The sequence below is a fragment of the Runella zeae DSM 19591 genome (assembly GCF_000423565.1).
Taxonomy (GTDB): Bacteria; Bacteroidota; Bacteroidia; order Cytophagales; family Spirosomataceae; genus Runella; species Runella zeae.
Map to the genome: position 1 here is coordinate 143,819 of NZ_AUIF01000017.1, position 21,323 is coordinate 165,141.

The following is a 21,323-nucleotide window of genomic DNA, read 5'->3' on the forward strand; positions in this document are numbered from 1 at the left end:
AATTTTGAGCGTTTTTAGAAAAATCAATTTGAATCGATTATGTTAAAAAAACTACTTATCCTAGGCTGTGCAGTTATATTAATGTGCGGAGGAGCCTATCGGAGTTTTGCGCAAAGTATAAACACCGTAATAGTAACAACTACGGCGGGGGCTGTTCCGACGGGTGGTTTTTGTTTAGGAAACCAAGCGAGAGTATCGTTTGCGGCAACTGGTTTTACACCTGCACCTTCTTCGTTTACGGTAGAGCTATCAGATGCAAGCGGAGTATTTGGCTCACCAACTAACTTAGGAACTGGTGCAGCAAGCCCTATTACGGTGACTTTACCTAGTAATGTTGCTGGAAGTTCTACTTACAAAATCAGAGTAAGGGTAAATGCGGTCAGTGGACAAAGTCCTAATTTTACCATTAATCCAAGGGCTACCGTAAACAATATCACTAGTGTAGAGGCTTGTGATAATGCCTCAGCGGGGCCTATTAACTTTAGTAGCACTTCGACAGGAGCAACATTTAGTTGGACAAGCACAGCTAATGTAGGTTTTGGTACTTCTGGTAATGGGAATATTGGAAGTTTCACAGCTAATAATAATGGTTCAAGTAACGTCACGGCGACGGTCACAGTTACTCCTTCGGTAAACGGCTGTGTGGGTACGTCTAACAATTTTACAGTAACTGTCAAACCTTCCCCCAATGTCAATTCTATCTCCAATATCAGTGGGGTATGTAATGGTAGCGGGGTAGGTGCTATCAATTTTTCAAGTTCAACTTCTGGTACTACTTTCGCTTGGACAAGTACAACCAATGTCGGATTTGGAACTTCTGGCAATGGAAATATTGCGGGTTTTACAGCTACCAATGCCACCTCTAATCCTGTAACAGCTACTGTCACGGTTACGCCAACAGCCAACGGATGTACTGGCACTCCAACTTCATTTACGGTAACTGTCAATCCCACTAATGCCACTGTCAATGCAATATCGAATGCTAATTATTGTAATAATGCTTCAGGAGCAGCTATTAACTTTTCAAGCCCTAGTGGGAGCGCCACTTTCGACTGGACAAGTAACATAAATGTTGGCTTTGGGACTTCTGGCAGTGGGAATATCGCCGCTTATACAGCTAGTAATGGGGGAACTTCTGATGTAGTTGCCACGGTGACGGTTACGCCAAAAATAGGAGGATGTGCTGGCACTCAAAGAAGTTTTTCGGTAACCGTTAAACCTACTCCTACTGTCAATACGATTTCGGATGTATCATTTTGTAATGGTGTAGGAGGTTCGGCCATTAATTTTGGCAGTCCAACCGCTGGTACAACATTTACTTGGGCAAGTAGCACCAATGTTGGTTTTGGTACTTCTGGCAGTGGAAATATTCCAGCTTTTACGGCTACGAATGGTACAGCAAATCCTTTAGTAGCGACTGTCTCTGTAACTCCTACGGCTAATTCATGTACTGGCCCCGCCCGTAATTTCAACGTCACAGTAAACCCTACCGCAAGTGTAAACGCAATAAGCGATGCGAGCTTTTGTGGAGGTGTACCAGTAAGTGGTGTTAGTTTTTCAAGCCCCACTAGTGGTGCTTCATTTAGCTGGGCGAGTAGCGCTAATGTAGGTTTTGGCACTTCTGGTTCGGGCAATATAGGTGGCTACACTACCATAAGTGATAATACTACAGCAGTAGTTTCTACTATCACTGTTACGCCCTCAATCAATGGATGCCCAGGTTCTCCTCGAACTTTTACAATAACCATTAACCCACGCCCTACAGTTAATACAGTGTCTAATGCTACTTATTGTAATGGGGCTGCGGGAAGTGCTATTAATTTTTCTGGCCCTGTAAGCGGTACTACATTTAATTGGACAAGCTCAATCAATTCAGGCTTTGGTACTTCAGGCTCAGGCAATATTGCAGCATTTACTGCTACCAATGGGGGGACTAATTCTGTCGCAAATACAGTATCTGTGACTCCTACTACTGGAACCTGTACAGGGCCAGCTACCACTTTTACAGTTACTGTCAATCCTACCCCTGTTGTCAATTCTATCTCCAACGCTACCTTTTGTGGCAATGCCGCTGCTCCTTCTATTGCATTTGGTAGCGCTACTCCTGGTACTAGCTATGCTTGGACAAGTAGCACAAACGTAGGCTTTGGTACTTCAGGCTCAGGGAATATCCCTAATTATACAGCTATCGATGGAAGTCCCACCGCAGTAGTAAGTACTGTTTCGGTAACTCCCACCGCTAATACTTGTGTGGGAAGTGCGAAAACATTCACTGTGACTGTCAATCCTTCTCCAAGAATCAATGATATTACCAATGCTGTATTTTGCAATAACGCTTCTGCTCCCGCCATTGGTTTTTCAAGTCCCACCTCTGGTGCCACTTTCAATTGGGTATCTAATGCTAATGTTGGTTTTGGGGCTAGTGGTACTGGTAATATTGCAGCTTATACCGCCGTCAATATAGGCGCTACTCCCGTGGTAGCTACGGTTAATATCACCGCTCAAACAGCTACTTGTACCGGCCCCGCTCGCTCGTTTAATGTCACAGTCAATCCTACTCCTACCGTCAATACTATCAACAACCTTACCCTATGTGGCGGTACAGGTGGTGCTCCTATCAATTTCGGAAGCCCTACTCCTGGTACTACCTTCGCGTGGACAAGTACCGCAGATGTGGGTTTTGGGGGGAGCGGCTCAGGTAATGTGGGAGGGTATACAGTGACAAGTCCCGTGACAAGTGCCGTCACAACCACCGTTACCATAAATCCTACAGCAAATGGTTGCGCAGGAAAAGAAGGTAAGTTTACCATCACTGTCAATCCTACGCCTAGAGCTAGTCTGCCAAATCCCAATCAGATTTGTGCCAATAGCACAGGGGTGGCGCTTAATTTTTCTAGTGAAACTCCCAATACAAACTTCAATTGGTCGTCATCAAATGATATTGGTTTTGGAACAAGCGGCTCAGGAAATATCAATGGAGGATACAGGGTTATTAATAATTCTCAAGATGTGCTTACCGCTACCATTAGCGTAGTAGCCTCTACTGCAAACTGTACCGCTAGTGCCCAGCAGTTTACGTATAGAGTCAACCCTACCCCTGGCAACCCCAGTGCTCCTTCGCCTATTTTTTATTGTAATACTGCCGTGGCACAACCTCTAACAGCGAATGGACAAAATCTAAAATGGTATAGCGAGCCTACTGGAGGAACATGGTCTGGCTTGGCTATCACACCTTCTACTAACACAGTAGGTACTACTAGTTATTATGTGTCGCAGACCAATCAATATGAGTGCGAGAGCCCTAGGTCAGAAATAAAAGTAACTACCAAACCATTGCCTCCTTTTCCAGCGGTATCAAAACAAGAATATTTATTGTGTCAGTTTGATCCTCAGGTAGAATTGGATGCAAAACTCGCAGGAACGGGGCAAAGTCTGGTATGGATACTACCAAATAACATAGGGGAAACCAATGTGGCACCTGTTATAAAAACGGATGTAGGCTTTGAAGGTACTTATAGTGTACTTCAAGTGCTAGATGGATGTCGTGGCGGGCGTACCGATATCAAAGTAAACGTGCGTACTACTCCGCTTCCTACGGTGACAAGTGCGCCAGTAGTAAGCTGTCAAAACTCAGCACCTCAACCCCTCAGTGCCACTGGAGATAATCTGAAATGGTATAATACCAACAAAACTGGCGGAACCCCTCAAAACACTCCTAATATTCCTCCCACTCAAACGCCAGGCACTTACCAATTTTATGTAACACAGACGGGGTCAAATGGTTGTGAAAGCCCAAGAGCTGAAATCACGGTGGTCATTAAACCTTTGCCAAGTGCAACTCTGAGCGGAGGCTCCAATATCACACAAGGTCAATCGGCTCCTCTTTCGATTGTGTTTACGGGAGATGCTCCTTGGACTTATACACTTTCTAACGGAGTTACGCTTTCAACCTCCCAAAACCCAACGACTATTTCTGTAAGCCCTTTAGATACTACTACCTATATTATCACTAAAGTAACAAACAATTGCGGTGAGGGAACTCCTGCTGGTAGTGCGGTAATTAATGTAAAAGTAGCTATTATAGATGTAGGAAACCCGAGCGTTACTAATTTGTGCGCTGGTACTTCATTTACAATGCCTTATTTTTCATCCGATTTTTTCCCTTCTAATACACAGTTTAAGGTTCAGATTTCGAAAACCACAGAAGATGCTGGTTTCCAAACAATCACTACAGAAGGAAATAGCAGCCCATTGAGGGGTATCTTGCCCAATACCACTACTGCGGGGAATTACTACGTACGTGTTGTAGGAATTGCGTCAAACTTTACAGTAAAAGGCAAAATTAGCCCCGTACAAATTACTGCTCGCGAATTACCCACAGCTACCATTTCAGGCCCGCCAAGCGTTTACGAAAATGAAAGCGCTAAAATAGCGATTGCGTTTACCGGAGAAGTACCTTGGACGATTACCTACAATGATAGTTTGTCTAGAAAAGATACTTCTTTTACTACTTCCGTTACACCGTATGAGTTTTCTGTAAAACCTGGACAAACCAATGCCTACAAAGTAGTATCTATCACAAATGGTTGCGGTAATGGGCCTGCTAATTCTCGTTTTGTGCTCATTGTTAATCCTGTGCTTGGTGTTAATCCTGGCTCTGGCGCTGAATGGCTCAAAGTATACCCTGTACCAGTGCAGGCTCGTTGTACCGTAGAAATAGAAGGACCCACTGGAGTCACGCTTACGGTGGTGGATGGATTTGGAAGGGTAATATTGCGGCAGCAGACCACCTCTAGTCGCGATGAGCTAGACTTTACCAATATACACCCTGGAGAGTATTTTCTAAATGCGGAAAGAAATGGGGAGGTTGCGCGACGAAAAATTTTAAAAATACAGTAGAAAACCAACCCTTACTATTTTCACTAGTAGTCAATCAAACAGTTGAAGTTCATTCTAAATATGAAAATACTTGTTGCGTTTCAAACCGGCTGCCTTCTCTTGGCAGCCGGTTTGGTTTTTTCTTTGAAGGCCCAAAATGTAGGCATGACCCAACTTGCTACCGATGGCAAGGGTGCTTTCCAGCTGACCGGTAGCTGGAAAGTGGCACAATCGGTGATGATGCATCCCGAAAAAAGTACTTTCCTTAAAACTACTTCCCCTTCCGATTCTAAAACAAGCATGATCGTAGGGAGTACAGGTGCTAAAGCAAGTGCAAATCTAGGATTAGGAGATATTATTTTGAATCTTGATTTTATGCTTGCTCCTGGTAGCGCCGCCATTCTAAATCTCCCCGGAGGATATGGTATTAGACTCAGTGATAGCTGGAAAAGCACCAAACTAGACAGGAATGCTTGTGGCAGTGTGGGGAGCCTAGTCCCTATTCAAAATGCTTCCAAAGCCCCTGGACTGTGGCAAAAACTGGCGGTACAATATAAAAGAGCTACCAAAGGAAGTGTAGCTCAAGTCGAAAAACTTATATTGAATGGGGTGGTGATTCAAGAGAATGCTTTCTTAAGCACCCCGCCAACTCCAGATATGGCTTTGTCTATTGAAATAGAAAATGGCACCGCTGCTTTCAGAAACATATTTTATCAACTTTTAAGCGATGCTAGACCTGTGAAGCTTCGAGATTTGTCTTATACGCTTTACAAAGCTACCAATGATAGACCGAAAGAGTTGTTGGCTGAAAATATCTTGAAAAAAGATACAACCTCTATCTTGACCCGCGAGTGGGGACTTGGCAACAATAGCTTTTATCTTGTATATGAGGGGAAATTTGATGTAGAACAAGAAGCCGACTACTTGATTCAGCTAGCTTACATGTCTAATGCTTCTTTAGAAATAGACGGGAAAACCGTATTGCCGTATCAATGGAATGATTTTCTTCAAAACTACGTACCAGCAACTTATCATTTTACCAAAGGGTTACATGCTTTTCGTCTCCAATATCACAAACTCACTTGGCGAGGACATGGCCTAGGAATGTTTATTTCGACTCAAGGTGTCAGACCTTATGCTTTGCATGTGACTTCTTCGCTGCCCGAACCAAAGCCTATCCCGACGATCGAAGCCACGGCTTCTACCAAAGCTGAATTGGTAAGGTCGTTTATTCAGCGTGAAGGCGAAAAAAACAAACGTACCCATTGCCTTTCGGTGGGGTCGCCCGTGGGGACGCATTATAGTTTAGATTTGAATAGAGGAGCCCTTTTACAATTTTGGAAAGGTGGTTTTGCGGATGTGACCCAAATGTGGTACGAAAGGGGAGAGCCTCAAATATTACAACCAATGGGGGCGGCTATTTTGACCAAAGGTCAAGCCGATGTAGCCGTATTGTCGGATGCCAATGCTAGTTGGCCTGATTCAATGGCCAATTTTGTTTACAAAGGCTTTAGACTCAATCCTGACGGCTTTCCGATGTTGACTTATTTTATCAATGACGCGTCGGTGAGCGACGAAATCATCCCCGAAAATGGCGGCTTGACTCGCACTATTACCACTACTCTTCCCAATGGCTACGTAAGACTTGTAAGTAGCGGTAGTATCGCACAAGTAGAAAAAGGCCTGTATGAAGTAGATGGACAAAGCTACTATGTACGTGTTGACCCCAAAAGTAAACCTATAGTGCGGACTGCTAACGGACAGCAGGAATTGTTGCTTCCGGCAAGTGGAACCATTAAGTATTCGTTGATATGGTAAGTTTTAAAAAAGGAGCAAACCAATTAGGAGCATTTTTGCGTTGTAAAGCAAAATAGAATCTAAAACCTAAAAAAACTTAACTCAATGCAACGCTTTCTTTTTGCTTTAGTATTGACAGTTGCCGTGCTATCGGGCATTGCTGCTACTACCGCAGAGGTATCCAAAGCTCCCTCTAAGTCTGCTGCTGAAGGTATACAGTTTGTAGAACTGCCGTGGGCAAAAGTATTGGCAAAAGCAAAAAAAGAGAAAAAACTCATCTTTTTTGATGCTTATACCAGTTGGTGTGGTCCTTGCAAGCTCCTCCAAAAAAATGTTTTTACTCGTAAAGACGTAGGAGATTTTTTTAATGCCAATTTTATCAATGTGAAAAAAGACATGGAGATAGGAGAAGGTCCACAGTTGGCAAACGTATATCCCATTGAAGGTTATCCCTCTTTGTTTTTTATCAATGGAAATGGTAAAGTAGTGACTAGTCATCTGGGAGGTCTGGATGGCCCTGAGCTCATCAAGTTTGCTCAAATGGTGATGAAAAAATAAGAAATGATTAACAAGAATCCCTCTTCAAACAAAATGAAGGGGGATTCTTGTTTTTATGATAATCCTAAAACTATAGATAAAAAAGCTATCATGAATTTGGATTCGCTTCTGTCAGTCTCTTCTCAGCAATTAAAAGAATGGGCACTTGCTCAGGACCAAAAAGACAGGTTACGCGGCTTTCGCGAACAGTTTTATATCCCCCAGCAAAATGACAAGTCAGTGATTTATTTGTGCGGAAACTCCCTGGGGCTTCAACCCAAAAATGCCAGACTTGCCATAAACAAAGAATTAGAAACATGGCAAAACCACGGAGTAGAAGGTTGGTTTGAAGGCGAGAGTCCGTGGCTATCTTACCACCAATATTGCCAAAAAGAGCTCGCAGAGCTATTGGGTACTTTGCCCGAAGAAGTCTGCCCTATGCACCAGTTGACGGTCAATCTACATTTGATGCTTACTTCTTTTTATCGACCTACTTCTGAGAAGTGTAAGATATTGACTATAGCGGGCGATTTTCCCTCTGACCAATATGCCCTCGAAACTCACGTGGCGTTGCGTGGGTATGTTCCTAGTGAGGTGATTATTGAAATAGTTCCACCGGTGGGTGAGTGGTTAATTCGTACAGAAGACATCGTGGCAGCTATCAAATCGCACGCCCATGAGCTTGCATTGGTTTGTATGAGTGGTTTGCATTATTATACGGGGCAGCTATTTGATATGCGTGAGATTGTGGCAGAGGCGAAGAGACACGGGATTTTGGTAGGTTTTGATTTAGCCCACGCCATTGGGAATGTTCCTCTCCAATTACATCAATGGGACGTAGATTTTGCGGTATGGTGTTCTTACAAGTACCTCAATTCTGGCCCTGGAGGAGTATCAGGGGTATTTGTACATCAAAAACATCACAGTGATACCGTGCCTCGTTTAGCAGGTTGGTGGGGATACGAAGAGTCAAGGCGATTTGAGATGACCAAGGGATTTGTACCCATGAAAGGTGCTGCGGGCTGGCAACTCAGTACACCAAATATCATGGCTCTAGCTATACATCGAGCATCATTGGGTATTTTTGAAAAGGCTGGTATTGAGAATCTACGAAGTAAGTCGATGGTACTCACTCAATTTTTGGAATTGGTAATCAAGCGAATCAATCAAAAAATTGGATTTCAAAAAATCAAAATCATCACACCATCAGAGCCTTCCCAAAGAGGAAGTCAGCTTTCTTTGCTAGTGGAAGAGGGAGGAAAAGAGCTATTTGATTTCTTAGTGAGAGAGGGGATTGTAGGAGATTGGCGTGAGCCCAATTGCATTCGACTCACGCCAGTTCCTCTCTACAATACTTTTGAGGAAATTTGGCAGTTGGAGAATGTGTTATTATCCAAACTAAACGCTATTTAGTATCAGCAAGTTTATCTAAGTCAATATCATCCAAAACGGACTTAATTTTGTCTATTCCTACGCTCCTTCCTGATACTTGTACAATATAGCGATTGGCCACAATGACCGATATTTCGCCATTTTTGCTCTCCGTGTTGTATTTTTCAAAAGCTTTATGGCCTTTATATTCGGTAGTTTTTTCGTAGCCTGTTTCGGTTTCTTTGTCGATTGTGGCCATTGACCAAGCGGCCATTCCCATGAGCGCTACTCCCATACCGGCCACGTCGGAGATATTGACGTCAATGTCTTGGCCAGTGTCGTCTCGGTAAGATGCTTTGGCTGTAGATATGCCAAATCCCATAGCGGCGCTTTTTTCGCTAGAAGCTTCTTTTCGTTTGAGGCCATCGGCGTCTTCTGGCAAAAGTGCTTTAAGAAGTTTGGGGTCTACGGTCTCTTTAGGCCCTTCTTTTGACATTTTCTCAGCTTCTTCTCCTATTTTTTGTAATGCCTCAATCGCATTTTTAGGTTCTTCTTTGGCCTTTTCGGCTTCTTTTTCTTCTTTACTTGTACAGTTCCAGCTTAGTAAGGCAAGGGATAGAAATAAGGCAAGGAGTTTAATCGTTTTCATCTTTTAACTTTTTGGTTTAAAAAAAATAGAAAAGGAACCTTTCGGTTCCTCTAAATTACAGTTTTTCTAAACGTAGGCGCCTTTTTATAGGCAATATTTACTAAGCGGTTAGGAATGAGTCACACTAGATTGAATCCGATTGGCTTCTTCGGTAGGATTGTCTGTAAAAACAACCTGTTTTTTGTCTCGATTTTTCCAAGCTATTCCCAAAAACAAAAAGCCTAACAATACCGCCGGAATGCTTAGGATTTGACCCATGTTGTAAGTCAAATCATTTTCGAAAGCTACTTGATTCTCTTTAAAAAACTCAATAACAAATCGTAGCCCAAATACCCATAGAAGAAAGATACCGAGCAAAAGTCCTTGGGGCGTCTGTGATTTTTTCTTAGTCCAAAGCCAAAAAAGTAAAAAGCACAATACAATACAAGCGATGGCTTCGTACAACTGAGCTGGGTGGCGTGGGTACTGGGTAAATTCAAAATTGCGAGTAAAAACAAATGCCCAAGGGACATCCGTGACTTTACCAACAATTTCGGAATTCATGAGGTTGCCCAAACGAATAAAACAGCCACCTAACGCTACCGTAATCACAATGCGGTCAACAACCCACAGGAAGCTCATTTTTTTTGTACGAGCATAAAAATATAATCCTAATAATATACCAATAGTTGCACCATGACTTGCCAAGCCTGCAAAAGGAGGAGTGATGATTTGCAATGGATTTTTAAAAAAAACTTCTGGTTCATAAAATAGAAAGTGACCTAGGCGAGCACCTACCACCGTCGAAATCACCATGGTGAGTAAAAGCGAATCTAAAAACGATTCTTTGACACCTTCTTTTTGAAATATATAGGCCATGATACGTTGACCAATCAAAAAACCTGATGCGAACAGCAATCCATACCAGCGAATTGAGAAACTACCAATACTGAAAATTTCAGGGTTTACATCCCAGATAATGTAGGCAAACATAAGTGACCAAGTTTGGAAATAAGTTTCAACAAAAACAAAACCTCCACAAAAATCAAGAAAGATTGTTAGAAAAGGAAATTATCACTCAATGGAAATCATAAATAACTCTCGCCGGGGCTAATGCTTGGAGCCCCATTGCTGGGCTATAATGCTGCCCGCTAGTAGCTGCAAAGCATGGTACATCATCAATGGAAGCAGCACTACTCCTAAGGCCACTGGGTTGGGGAAAAGTACTTTTCCCATGACCGCACCTTGTACTAACGATTTTTTGGAACCACAAAATAGGACAGTAACTCGGTCCTCATAAGAAAACCCTAACCAAGAACTTAGCAGATATAAGAGACCGAAAACTAAAAAGAAGAAGGCGAGCATTTCGGCACCCAAAATACTCAGGTCACGCATCGATTGCCCTTCAAACATACCTCCTGCAAAGGACTCACAAAATGAAGTATAAACAATGAGAAGGATGATTGTTTGGTCAAACAAACGCAATAAATGATTGTATCGCTCTGCCCATTTACCAAGTTGTGAATGCAAAACATAACCCACTATCACGGGTAAAAGTACTTCAAAGCAAAGGCGTAAAATAACTGGAAATAGGTCAAAATTAGCATCTTGCTGCTCAAGAAGGCCACTCATCCAAAGAGGCGTAATGAAAATCCCTATAATGCTAGAAATACTGGCGTTGAAAATAGCCGCAGGTAAGTTGCCTTTGGCGATAGCCACCATTACGACTGATGACGAAACGGTAGAGGGCAACACTGCCAAATAAAATATACCTATCCAAAACAAAGAAGTTTTGTCAACCCCAAGAAGGTTTTGAAGGCTAAGAATAAGCAACGGGAATAGCCCAAAAGTGGCAGTTTGAATCAGAATATGTAATTTCCAATTGGTAAGGCCGCTTTTTAGTTTTTGGGGGCTTAGCTTGAGCCCATAAAAAAAGAAAATGATAGAGACGCCATATTCGGCGATTTGGGGTAAATGCCACGGGCTTTCATGAAGACCAATGGTGGGAAAATAATAGGCAAGAAAAATGACACCAATCAAACAAAAGAAAAATCCATTTAGGCCTACTTTGGCTAAAAGTCGTAGCATAAGACGGGGTTTTGTGAGGATAGAGGCAAAGATAAGACTATTCATAAAAATAGTCCATTATCACACAAAAGCTGTATTTTGTATGAAATTTCAGCAAAAAACGTGTAATTGGCACGGGAAGAAACTCAAACTATCTGACACTTTTATTTTTTGGTATTTTTAAAGAAAAATATAGACTATGCCTAAAACCCAAGGACTTCTTACAATCGAGCAGCTTAAAGAAGCTGTAGAACAACAAACTATTGATACGATTATTGTTGCTTTCACAGATCATTACGGACGCCTCGTCGGAAAGCGTTTTGATGCAGATTATTTTGTGGAAGACATTTACAAAAATGGCACTCATGGATGTAATTATCTCCTTACGACCGATATGGAAATGGAACCTGTGCCAGGTTTTAGCTTTGCCAATTGGGAGCTGGGCTACGGTGATTTTCATTTAGTACCTGATTTGTCTACCTTGAGAGTAGCAGCTTGGCTTGAGCGTACAGCCATGATTTTGTGCGATGTACAAAATGAGAAAACGCATCAGTACGTTGATATTGCGCCAAGGTCCGTATTAAGAAAACAATTACAACGGGCTCAGCAGCATGAGTTTGAGGTGTTGGCGGCTTCGGAGTTAGAATATTATTTGTTTGAAACTAGTTTTAGAGATGCCCACGAAAAAGGCTTTGATGCAGTCAAACCAGTGGGATGGTATATCGAAGATTATCATATTTTACAAGGAACCCGCACCGAGCCTTTCAATGCTGCGGCACGTCGCTATTTGAAACAATCGGGCGTACCAGTCGAAAATTCCAAAGGAGAGTGGGGGCTAGGTCAGCATGAACTTAATGTGAGATATTCAGAAATTCTAGACATGGCCGACCGTCACGTAGTATACAAGCAATGCCTTAAAGAAGTGGCCGATGCGATGGGATGGAGTATCACTTTTATGGCCAAATTTGCCACTGACCGGGCAGGTTCTAGCTGCCATATTCATATTAGTCTGTGGAAAGACGGAGAAAGCGCTTTTGCTGGTGACGAAGCTTTTGGACCAGTAAAATGTACCAATGTGTTTAAATGGTTTTTAGGAGGATGTATTGCCCATGCGCCTGATGTAATGGTTTTTTATGCTCCTACTATCAATTCATACAAGCGCTATGTAGATGGCTCTTGGGCTCCTACTCGTTTGGCATGGAGCTACGACAACCGCACCGCCGGATTTAGAGTAGTAGGCCACGGTAAAAGCCTTCGTATCGAATGTCGAATTCCTGGCGCTGACTGCAATCCTTACTTAGCATTTGCTGCTTTGTTGGCTTGTGGTCTAGAAGGAATTGAAAAACAAATCGAGCCACCTACAATTTTTGAAGGGGATATTTATGCAGCGGCTCATTTGCCACGCGTACCGTATACATTGGCTGAGTCAATTGCCATTTTTTCTAATAGTGATTTTGCCAAGCGAGCTTTTGGAGAAGAGGTAGTAGCGCATTACACTCACTTTTATCGTACAGAGCAAGCTGCTTACAACGCCTCCGTGACGGATTGGGAAAGAAAACGATATTTTGAAAGAATTTAGATATGCTTTTTTAAATAATTGCATAAGGGGTATTTTTAAACTTTTTCTTGGAATAGTTCAGTTGTGGAAATATTGTTTTATATTTGCTCGTTCTATTCCTAAACCCTTAGACTGATTTAATCTTTGAAACCTTCTGCCAAAACCAGAAGGTTTTTTATTTTTGCCTAATAAATACCTCCAATACCTACGCTTGCGTTGTATTGCTGTGTATTATTGCACATCATTAATGTATCATAACCGTTTTATCACAATGACAACCCATTTTTTTCGAAACATCCTAGGAATAGCCTTGACTGTAGGCTCGCTACAAGCTATGGCACAGTTTACTCAAGCGCCTCTTCCCTACGCGACTAATGCTTTAGAGCCATATATTGACCAAAACACCATGGAAATTCACTATGGCCGTCACCACAAAGCGTATGTAGATAACCTCAATAAAGCACTTGCTGGTAAGCCAGAAGAAAGAATTACAATTGACGCTTTGATGAAAACCATTACCAAAGAAACATTGGGAGGGGTTCGCAATAATGGTGGTGGTCACTGGAACCACACTTTTTTCTGGAGCATTATGGGAGCCAACAAAGGCGGAACTCCTACCGGTGCTTTGGCTGCCGCTATCACCAAAGATTTCGGCTCCTTTGATGCTTTCAAAGCCAAATTTAAAGATGCGGGTGCCACTCGTTTTGGTTCTGGATGGGCCTGGCTAATTGTAAAAGACAAAAAACTAGTGGTCACTTCTACCCCCAACCAAGACAATCCTCTTATGCCAGTGGCAGATGTTCAGGGAACTCCTATCTTGGGTGTAGATGTATGGGAGCATGCGTATTATCTTAAGTATCAAAACAAACGTGCAGACTATTTGGACGCTTTCTGGAACGTAGTTAACTGGGACAAAGTATCCGAATTGTACGCTGCCGCTATCAAATAAAAAACATAGAAATTGTATATGAGTAAAGGAGCTGACGAATAGTTGGCTCCTTTTTCTTTGTTCGATTAGCGAATAATGTTGAGCGTACCAGTGAGTTTGAAGTCCACTTCTCTTAAATAAATTTGGTAGTAGTAAGCACCTACCGGTACAGGTTGGCCATTCCAAGTGCCATCCCAAGGGGTTTCGTAGCCTTTACTGCTAAAGACAAGGTTGCCCCAGCGGTTAAAAACCTCAACTACGCAATTGGGATACTCAAAAATACCGCTTATCTCCCACGTTTCGTTGGCACTGTCATGGTTGGGTGTAAAGCCATTCGGAATATCAAGATTAATGACCACGACCGTTACTTCTCCTTCAGCGACGCACCCTTGAGCACTAATGAGCGTGGCATAATAGGTAGTGGTACGTTCGGGACTTGCGGTAGGTTGAGGAGCCTGGTCATTGTTAAGTCCTGTACTAGGAAACCAACTAATAGAAGCATTGAGAGGAAGACTTGTATTAATCTTTACGCTGTCTCCTTTTAAAACCACGAGTTTGGATGGTATAGAAAAACGGGGAGGAGGAGCAATAAACGCTACTTTGGTGGCTTTGCCAGTGCAGCCTTCGGGGCTAGTGTAGGTGTAGGTAACGGGATAGCTCCCCGAGGAGAGATTGGCACTTACAAACCGATTGCCTACGACTCCCGTACCGCTATAAATACCCCCTTCTGGAAACCCATTTAATGTAATGGCCTGTAGACTTGCCGTACATACCGAGGGAATTGAGTCAAGGGTGACTTGGGGAGTAGGTTGGATCACAACATTGATAGTTGAGGAGTGAGTTAGGCATTTTGAGGCTGTATCTTCTACCGATACTGAATATTGACCTGACTCGCGGGGCCTAAATTCATTACCTAGCGCTTGAACTAGCGGAAAATTATCCTTGAACCACACAAAATTGTAGGCATTGTTGGGAGCAATAAAAAGCTTGACTGAGTCATTGGAGCAAAAAGTAGCAGCCCCGCTTATCATCAGTTGTGCCAAAGGAGATGTGATAGATTTAACCAAAAGGCTATCGGTGGCAGTGCAGCGCGAAATATTGTCAGTGATTTTTACTTTATAAAGTCCTCCTTGTTTGACATGGGCCAAAACGTTGTCTATATTAGGTAAAACTGTTCCATTGAATCGCCATTCAACCAAGGTATTAGGAGTAACCGTAACAGATAGATTGGTGCTGTCGGAAGAACAAATAGGTAACGGTCTACTACTCGTAATGGCGGCATTAGGGCTTAGTTTGAAGTTGACTTTTGTGGTATTGGTGGTGGAGTCTTCTGCTCCGCAGCTTTCTTTAAAACGCTTCACCATACTATATACTCCTTCTTCTTTTATAGCCAAAGAGATAGTCGGGGTGGTGGAAATAAGTTGACCATTTTTGAGCCATTGGTAGCTCCAGCGCGGATTTTCGTCGTCGGCTTTTAGTACTACCGAGTCGCCCTTACAGAGGCCTACCGTTTGTACGTGGCCGTTGGGTTGTAAATCAAAAGTAATGGAAGGTGAACCATCTTTAAGATTTATATAAGCGGGTGTCACTTGGGTTGAAATACAATCTACCACATTAATAAAAAACTCCCGTCTTACTTCTCCTATTTTAGAGCCATTTCGCCATTCTTCACATTTGACAGCAAAGACATAAGTACCCATTTGAGAAGGATTAAGTGCGAGCTGTCCTGTACGAGAGTCAATTTTTAGCGGCACAGTTCCTGTAATAGCTCTCGTACTATCATAGCCTGCATTCCAAGTCGCTTTCCGATAAGGGCCAGCATTTGGTATCGAAGGAAAGGTTCCACCTTGGTCGGTATTGCCCGCTAGGGGAGTCACCAGCGAATACCTCAGTTCGTCGCCATCTAGGTCAGTAGCAGCAAAGCTAGCTTCAAAATTTTTTCCAATACACGCAAATTTGACTTGAGGCGTAACAAATTGCGGAGAGCTGTTGGGAGTAGTAAGGGGGGGGATTTCGCAGTAGAAAACCAATCCCGCCCCTGCATTTGCTTGAATATTAAGAACGTTGTTGTTGCGACAGCATTCTTCCCATGCCAGATAGTATCCGCTAGGATGATTGTAATTGCTAGGAAGAAGAGTGACGTTGGCTTCGTATTTTATGTAAGAAATTTTGGTGCTAGGAGTTCCATTGATACAACTTGCATTTTGGTAAGGTAATGCTTGCTCCACAACGCGAGTGAGCGTAAAATTATCCATTCGCGTATGGTCATTTTTACGAAAAATCGAAACAAAGGCTTTATCTTCAGGAGACTGAACTTGGTCATAAACCAACGTGAGCGTTATGGTAAAAGTATTAGGTGAAGTACCTCTTTTGGTGATAGATATATCTCCTCCCATCAGATGGTTTGCCCAAGTTTTTGACCATATCAGTAAAACTAATCCGCACGTAATCAGACACTTCATGAACCTCAGTTTGGGATGTTGGATATGCTAAGATATATGCTACCTTATGGGCAAAAATTGTTCCAAACTCAAAACGCTATGCTATCTCCTATTCCGATGCCATATTTATCGCAGTAGCCTCCATTGACTTCTACCACATATTGGGCGTTGCCATAAGAAGGTAGGTTTTCTTCCGAATATGGTTTTGCGTTTTTTTGGATAGAAATAATCTTTTTGTTTTGGTCAACATAAATGATATCGAGTGAAATCATCGTGTTTTTCATCCAAAAAGACTGTGGAGTAGCGTTATCAAACACAAAAAGCATCCCGACCGAATCGGCCAGATAAGGTCTAAACATGAGCCCTTTTTGGCGTTCTGCGTCATTTTCGGCGACTTCTACGTCGATGGTTTTGAATTCTTTACCATTTTTCAAAAACGTTACTTCTCCCTCCTTAGTGATACCATTGGACGAAATAGTAGCAGGAGTAGATGAGGGTGCTGCCGCTGACGTGGTGGTTTCGGAACTTGTGGGTCTATTTTCCGAAACGAGCAGAGGGCGTAGTAAATACAACGCCCCCGCTAGTACAAAAACGGCTAAAAGTACATAACTAAAATAAGATCTACGATTGCGCATCTTTGAAAATGTTAGTTGAGAAAACCATTATTCTTCATAAGCCCAGTCGATTCGGTGCTTCATGTCCCGAATTACGAGGTTTTGTGCTTTAAAGTAAGTTCTAATTTGGTCTACTTTATCGTAGCGCTGACTTGCTTTGTATTCTCGATATAGGTCTAACATTCCACCCAAAATGGCGTCACTTTCGCTTTTCTCTTCTTTTAACCCCAAAATCTCTTCCGTGAAAGTGGTAAACTTCTCTTTTAACATTGCAAACCCGGCCTCGCCCAATGCAGCAGGAGAAAGCTGATTGAGGTAAAGTATATTGACATATTTTAAGAGGTTAAATAACTGCGCTATCGCAACGGCGGTGTTGAGGTCGTCGTTCATAGCATCATAAAACCCTTGTACTGATTTCTCAATGTCGGCGACTTTTTTGCTATCAATCGCTACGCCAGGGGTAGATACCTTTAAGCCGGCCGTTTGAGTGTCAGCTTCGGAAGGTATATACTCCATTGCTTTGATAGCCCGGAGTCCATTCATAAGCCTTTTGAAGGCTTTTTGGGCACCTTTTAAAGCATCATTTGAAAAATCAAGCGTACTGCGATACTGACTTTGCAGCATAAAAAACCGCGTGGTCATAGGGCTGTATGCTTGCTCTAGCAATGGGTGATTTCCCGTAAACAATTCAGCAGGCAAGAATGAATTGCCTAGTGATTTAGACATTTTTTGGCCATTCACGGTCAGCATGTTGGAGTGCATCCAATACCGCACGGGGGCTGCCCCGTTGAGTCCTGTTGCCTGGGCTATTTCGCATTCATGGTGAGGGAATTTGAGATCCATACCTCCGCCGTGAATATCAAATTGAGTGCCTAAGTATTTGGTACTCATGCAGGTACATTCAAGGTGCCAGCCCGGAAAGCCTTTGCCCCAAGGAGACTCCCACTGCATGATGTGCTCGGGGGCAGCTTTTTTCCAAATGGCAAAGTCCAAAGGATTTCTTTTTTCGGAAGTACCTTCCAATTCGCGGGTTTCGGTCAGCAACTCCTCCAAAACCCTTCCCGAAAGTTTGCCGTAGTTATTTCCTTGAGCGTTGTATTTATTGATGTCAAAATAAACAGAGCCATTTGATTCGTAGGCTAAGCCTTTATTTATCAAATCTTTGACGGCTTCTATTTGCTCTATCAAATGCCCCGTAGCGGTAGGTTCGATGCTGGGGGTATGGAAATTGAGTCGTTCTAGTACTTGATGAAAATCGTTGGTGTAGCGTTGGACAATCTCCATCGGTTCCAACTTTTCGAGTTTGGCCATTCGACCAATTTTATCTTCTCCTTCATCTCCATCTCCTACAAGGTGACCTACGTCGGTGATATTTCGTACATAGCGTACTTTATAACCAATGTGGGTAAGATAGCGAAACAAGATATCGAAAGTAAGAAAGGTTCGAACATTGCCTAAGTGTACGTAATTGTATACAGTAGGGCCACATACATAAAGCCCCACATGAGGAGGGCTGAGGGGTTCGAAAAGTTCTTTTTGGCGGGAAAGTGAATTATAGATTTTGAGCGGTTGTGCCATGGTGATATTGCGAAATACTGATTTTAAAAAAACATACTAAACTATCGAGTATTGGCAACATCGGAACATGTGAGAAGGGAATTTTGGCGAAAGCATAACTAGAAAACGAATATTTGTCCACAAAACTAACAATTTGTTGTGGGTTCTTTCACAAAATCAATGCCAGAAGTTCGGTATTTAATTACGGCAAATTAACTTTACCGCATGAAAAAGCCTTTTATTGTCGGAATCACGGGCGGGAGTGCTTCGGGAAAGACTTACTTTTTGAACAGTTTGATGGGAGCATTTCCAGAAAATGAAATTTGCCTGATTTCGCAAGACCACTATTACCGACCTCGGCATGAGGTGGCGGTAGATGAAAATGGAGTACACAACTTTGATTTGCCTTCGGCTATCAATCATCGAAAATACGCCGAGCATATCATTGAGTTGCGTGAAGGGCGTACTGTGCAGCAGCTAGAATATACCTTCAACAATCCCAATATCATCCCTAAAATGCTGACCTTTAGCCCTAGGCCCATCATAGTGGTAGAAGGTATTTTTGTGTTTTATTTCAAAGAGATAGCCGAGCTGCTGGATCTCAAAATTTTTATTGATGCCAAAGAGCACATTAAACTAAAACGCCGCATTATTAGGGATCAAATAGAGCGAGGTTATGACCTCACTGATGTATTGTATCGTTGGGAAAATCACGTCTTTCCTACTTATGAGCAGTATATTAAGCCTTCCAAAGCAGATGCAGACTTGATTGTGCCTAACAATCGTCATTTCCACCGAGGACTAGAGGTGGTGAAAGCGTTTTTGAAAAGTAAGGTGGATAGCAAAGAAGAATAGACTTTGCTATAACTCCCAAATCGTGGGATTTTTGTGACGACGGAGGTGCTTGCCCATTTCCATCCAAAAAGCCATCACCAAGTAAATGATGATAGGGGACCCGAAGGTCAAAAAAGTAGCATAGATAAAATACAGACGAATGCTACTGGCCGAAATATTTAGGATTTCTCCCAAGCGCGTACAAACGCCAAAAATATGGTTTTCTACAAAATAGCGGAAACGATTCATAGCGTTGTTTTGAAAAATTTGAAACGAAGATAATAAAACCAAAATTAAATGTCAAGCACCTGAATAACAGCCCTTATGACTTGACTTCTAACAAATAATTTATAATTTTGTTTTAGCTTTGCCTAAAACTTCATTATCACAGCAAGACAAAGTTTAGCCTCGGCAAGTTCATAATTTTGAGAGTTCAAGCCTTTGCTCAAATATTAGTTCCTGTCAGCGTCTTTGTAAGGTTCAGAAAATGAGGCTGATAGCAGTTTTTTAATTATTTTTTTCATTTTTTTAATTTTTGTAGTACAATGCAAACAGGAACAGTAAAGTTTTTCAATGAAGCTAGAGGGTATGGTTTCATTGTGGACGATGAATCTCAAAAAGAAATTTTCGTACATGTAACGGGCTTAGGCGGCGTTGTTATTCGCGAAAAAGACCGTGTTGAGTACGAAGTCGTTGACGGAAAAAAAGGCTTGAACGCAACTAAAGTAAAGAAAATTTAATTTTATTTACTTCAGCAACGGCACGAGGCACTTCCTAGGAAGTGCCTCGTTTTTTGTTTTTTGGGAACATTAAGAATGGTATTAAACTTCCAAAATTCAAGTGTTTATTTTAAGTCTCGCTCGATGATTTCGTTGGTTTTTTTGTCTTTCAAAATCACTTTGTGGCGCCCGTCATGGGTTACTTCTTCTTTAATTAAGTAATAGTCGGCATCGTAATCTACCAGAGTAGAAACGGGCTTCAACCCTTCTTGCCCACGCCATACGGGCAATATTACTGGTTCCCAAAGTTTAGATTGGGCCGATTTATAAGCAGCGTCGATGATGGCATTCACTACATAGCCATCATACAAAGTTTCGGCGGGTTCTTGACCTTCTTCTACCGACCGAAACATATCCGTAAACATGTGATTATAGCCCAATTCATTGACTTCATCGCCCACCGGAAAAAGCCAACCTGAGTTGCTTTCGGCCTTTTCGGCTACATAGTCGCCGCCTTTGCCCGTGGTGAATACTTCAAAACCTGTGCGTAAAAAATTGTTCATCCAGATAGTGCCTTCGGTACCCATTACTTCGTCGCGTAAGTCCATACCTCCTCTAAAAGTCCAACTTACTTCAAATTGTCCGATTGCCCCATTTTCATACTTCACCAACGCAATCGCGTGGTCTTCGGCTTCAATGGGTTTTACTTGGGTAGCCGCCCAGCACATCACCTCTACGGGCTTGATGTCTTTGCCAATAAAATTACGAGCTATTTCGATACAATGGCAACCCAAGTCTAGGATACAGCCTCCGCCCGCCATTTCTTTGTCCCAAAACCAATTGCTGTGCGGGCCGGGGTGAGTTTCGCGAGATTTGGCCCACAAAATCCGTCCCAATGCTCCGTTGTCGACCATTTGTTTGGCTTTCAGAAACTTGGGAGTGTAACATAAATCTTCCAAATATCCACCAAATATTCCTGCTTCTTCTACTGCCTGCATCATGCGAAGGGCTTCGGCACTATTTCTGCCGAGTGGCTTTGTCGAAACCAAGGCCTTTTTGTGTTTTACGCAGAGCATTACAGCGGTTTCGTGTAAGTTGTTGGGAAGAGCTATACATACCATCGTCACATCTGAGTGGGCAATTACCTCTTCCATATCAGTAGCCCAAAAGGAACAACCATAATCGTCAGCAAATTTTTTAGCACTTTCTTCGCGTCGGGCGTATATCGCCACTACACGATCACGCCCTCGCTGTCCGTGAATAGATTCTGCATAAAAACGTCCGATAAAGCCAGAACCAAGCATTGCAATTTTCTGCATAAAAGAGAAGAGTTTGAGGGTGAAAAATAATTTCTAACAAAAAGCAATCTCCATAAACTTTTTAATGATGAGTTT

General features: G+C 42.5%; 16 protein-coding genes. 8 read left to right on the plus strand and 8 right to left on the minus strand.

The genetic code is table 11. The annotated features are described in order from the left end of the window. Nucleotides 1-39: 39 nt before the first annotated feature. From G563_RS0105700 to kynU, 4 genes are all read left to right on the plus strand, one after another. Nucleotides 40-4,899 (plus strand): beta strand repeat-containing protein, encoded by a 4,860-nt coding sequence (locus tag G563_RS0105700; protein ID WP_028664465.1) that lies wholly within the window; start codon nucleotides 40-42, stop codon nucleotides 4,897-4,899. A 60-nt stretch (nucleotides 4,900-4,959) separates the two neighbouring features. Continuing rightward, nucleotides 4,960-6,696, plus strand: coding sequence for a LamG domain-containing protein (locus G563_RS33795; RefSeq protein WP_051210780.1), 1,737 nt, complete (start codon nucleotides 4,960-4,962; stop codon nucleotides 6,694-6,696). A gap of 84 nt (nucleotides 6,697-6,780) precedes the next feature. Next, nucleotides 6,781-7,233 (plus strand): thioredoxin family protein, encoded by a 453-nt coding sequence (locus G563_RS0105710; RefSeq protein WP_028664466.1) that lies wholly within the window; start codon nucleotides 6,781-6,783, stop codon nucleotides 7,231-7,233. Nucleotides 7,234-7,323: 90 nt separating this feature from the next. Next, on the plus strand, nucleotides 7,324-8,625 hold the full coding sequence (gene kynU, locus G563_RS0105715) for a kynureninase (RefSeq protein ID WP_028664467.1): 1,302 nt from the start codon (nucleotides 7,324-7,326) through the stop codon (nucleotides 8,623-8,625). On the opposite strand, the gene G563_RS0105720 is transcribed toward kynU, so the two are convergent. From G563_RS0105720 to G563_RS0105730, 3 genes are all read right to left on the minus strand, one after another. Beyond that, entirely contained in the window at nucleotides 8,618-9,232 is a 615-nt protein-coding gene (locus tag G563_RS0105720; RefSeq protein WP_028664468.1) for a hypothetical protein, read from the minus strand. The two genes, kynU and G563_RS0105720, sit on opposite strands and share 8 nt — an antisense overlap. Before the next feature lie 108 nt (nucleotides 9,233-9,340). Then, a complete protein-coding gene (gene lgt, locus G563_RS0105725) occupies nucleotides 9,341-10,204 on the minus strand; it encodes a prolipoprotein diacylglyceryl transferase (protein WP_028664469.1) in 864 nt (287 codons plus the stop codon). Nucleotides 10,205-10,321: 117 nt separating this feature from the next. Continuing rightward, entirely contained in the window at nucleotides 10,322-11,299 is a 978-nt protein-coding gene (locus G563_RS0105730; protein WP_028664470.1) for a bile acid:sodium symporter family protein, read from the minus strand. Between the two features lie 178 nt (nucleotides 11,300-11,477). On the opposite strand from G563_RS0105730, the gene G563_RS0105735 reads away from it, so the two are divergent. Both G563_RS0105735 and G563_RS0105740 read left to right on the plus strand, forming a co-directional pair. Beyond that, nucleotides 11,478-12,857, plus strand: coding sequence for a glutamine synthetase family protein (locus tag G563_RS0105735; RefSeq protein WP_028664471.1), 1,380 nt, complete (start codon nucleotides 11,478-11,480; stop codon nucleotides 12,855-12,857). A 250-nt stretch (nucleotides 12,858-13,107) separates the two neighbouring features. Continuing rightward, on the plus strand, nucleotides 13,108-13,785 hold the full coding sequence (locus G563_RS0105740) for a superoxide dismutase (RefSeq protein ID WP_028664472.1): 678 nt from the start codon (nucleotides 13,108-13,110) through the stop codon (nucleotides 13,783-13,785). Between the two features lie 65 nt (nucleotides 13,786-13,850). On the opposite strand, the gene G563_RS0105745 is transcribed toward G563_RS0105740, so the two are convergent. The 3 genes from G563_RS0105745 to cysS form a co-directional block, all read right to left on the minus strand. Then, nucleotides 13,851-16,226, minus strand: coding sequence for a T9SS type B sorting domain-containing protein (locus tag G563_RS0105745; protein ID WP_084650769.1), 2,376 nt, complete (start codon nucleotides 16,224-16,226; stop codon nucleotides 13,851-13,853). A 68-nt stretch (nucleotides 16,227-16,294) separates the two neighbouring features. After that, nucleotides 16,295-16,840 carry a DUF192 domain-containing protein gene (locus tag G563_RS0105750; RefSeq protein WP_028664474.1) on the minus strand — a complete coding sequence of 182 codons (546 nt, stop codon included), beginning with the start codon at nucleotides 16,838-16,840 and terminating at the stop codon, nucleotides 16,295-16,297. A 27-nt stretch (nucleotides 16,841-16,867) separates the two neighbouring features. Beyond that, nucleotides 16,868-18,397 carry a cysteine--tRNA ligase gene (cysS, locus tag G563_RS0105755; RefSeq protein WP_028664475.1) on the minus strand — a complete coding sequence of 510 codons (1,530 nt, stop codon included), beginning with the start codon at nucleotides 18,395-18,397 and terminating at the stop codon, nucleotides 16,868-16,870. 204 nt (nucleotides 18,398-18,601) lie between these two features. Here cysS and udk point away from each other — a divergent pair, with 204 nt between their 5' ends. After that, a complete protein-coding gene (udk, locus tag G563_RS0105760) occupies nucleotides 18,602-19,231 on the plus strand; it encodes a uridine kinase (RefSeq protein WP_028664476.1) in 630 nt (209 codons plus the stop codon). Nucleotides 19,232-19,237: 6 nt separating this feature from the next. Here udk and G563_RS0105765 read toward each other — a convergent pair whose 3' ends face one another. Then, a complete protein-coding gene (locus tag G563_RS0105765) occupies nucleotides 19,238-19,459 on the minus strand; it encodes a PspC domain-containing protein (RefSeq protein WP_028664477.1) in 222 nt (73 codons plus the stop codon). A gap of 296 nt (nucleotides 19,460-19,755) precedes the next feature. Between G563_RS0105765 and G563_RS0105770 the strand changes: the two genes are divergently transcribed. Further along, nucleotides 19,756-19,950, plus strand: coding sequence for a cold-shock protein (locus G563_RS0105770; protein WP_028664478.1), 195 nt, complete (start codon nucleotides 19,756-19,758; stop codon nucleotides 19,948-19,950). A gap of 104 nt (nucleotides 19,951-20,054) precedes the next feature. Here the strand turns inward: G563_RS0105770 and G563_RS0105775 are convergent, their stop codons facing one another. Next, a complete protein-coding gene (locus tag G563_RS0105775) occupies nucleotides 20,055-21,248 on the minus strand; it encodes a Gfo/Idh/MocA family protein (RefSeq protein ID WP_028664479.1) in 1,194 nt (397 codons plus the stop codon). Nucleotides 21,249-21,323 lie beyond the last annotated feature (75 nt).

Bases quoted from the DNA above. Each gene is read 5' to 3' on its own strand.
- G563_RS0105700 (WP_028664465.1), top strand. From the start codon at position 40: ATGTTAAAAAAACTACTTATCCTAGGCTGTGCAGTTATATTAATGTGC.
- G563_RS33795 (WP_051210780.1), top strand. From the start codon at position 4,960: ATGAAAATACTTGTTGCGTTTCAAACCGGCTGCCTTCTCTTGGCAGCC.
- G563_RS0105710 (WP_028664466.1), top strand. From the start codon at position 6,781: ATGCAACGCTTTCTTTTTGCTTTAGTATTGACAGTTGCCGTGCTATCG.
- kynU (WP_028664467.1), top strand. From the start codon at position 7,324: ATGAATTTGGATTCGCTTCTGTCAGTCTCTTCTCAGCAATTAAAAGAA.
- G563_RS0105720 (WP_028664468.1), bottom strand. From the start codon at position 9,232: ATGAAAACGATTAAACTCCTTGCCTTATTTCTATCCCTTGCCTTACTA.
- lgt (WP_028664469.1), bottom strand. From the start codon at position 10,204: ATGTTTGCCTACATTATCTGGGATGTAAACCCTGAAATTTTCAGTATT.
- G563_RS0105730 (WP_028664470.1), bottom strand. From the start codon at position 11,299: ATGCTACGACTTTTAGCCAAAGTAGGCCTAAATGGATTTTTCTTTTGT.
- G563_RS0105735 (WP_028664471.1), top strand. From the start codon at position 11,478: ATGCCTAAAACCCAAGGACTTCTTACAATCGAGCAGCTTAAAGAAGCT.
- G563_RS0105740 (WP_028664472.1), top strand. From the start codon at position 13,108: ATGACAACCCATTTTTTTCGAAACATCCTAGGAATAGCCTTGACTGTA.
- G563_RS0105745 (WP_084650769.1), bottom strand. From the start codon at position 16,226: ATGAAGTGTCTGATTACGTGCGGATTAGTTTTACTGATATGGTCAAAA.
- G563_RS0105750 (WP_028664474.1), bottom strand. From the start codon at position 16,840: ATGCGCAATCGTAGATCTTATTTTAGTTATGTACTTTTAGCCGTTTTT.
- cysS (WP_028664475.1), bottom strand. From the start codon at position 18,397: ATGGCACAACCGCTCAAAATCTATAATTCACTTTCCCGCCAAAAAGAA.
- udk (WP_028664476.1), top strand. From the start codon at position 18,602: ATGAAAAAGCCTTTTATTGTCGGAATCACGGGCGGGAGTGCTTCGGGA.
- G563_RS0105765 (WP_028664477.1), bottom strand. From the start codon at position 19,459: ATGAATCGTTTCCGCTATTTTGTAGAAAACCATATTTTTGGCGTTTGT.
- G563_RS0105770 (WP_028664478.1), top strand. From the start codon at position 19,756: ATGCAAACAGGAACAGTAAAGTTTTTCAATGAAGCTAGAGGGTATGGT.
- G563_RS0105775 (WP_028664479.1), bottom strand. From the start codon at position 21,248: ATGCAGAAAATTGCAATGCTTGGTTCTGGCTTTATCGGACGTTTTTAT.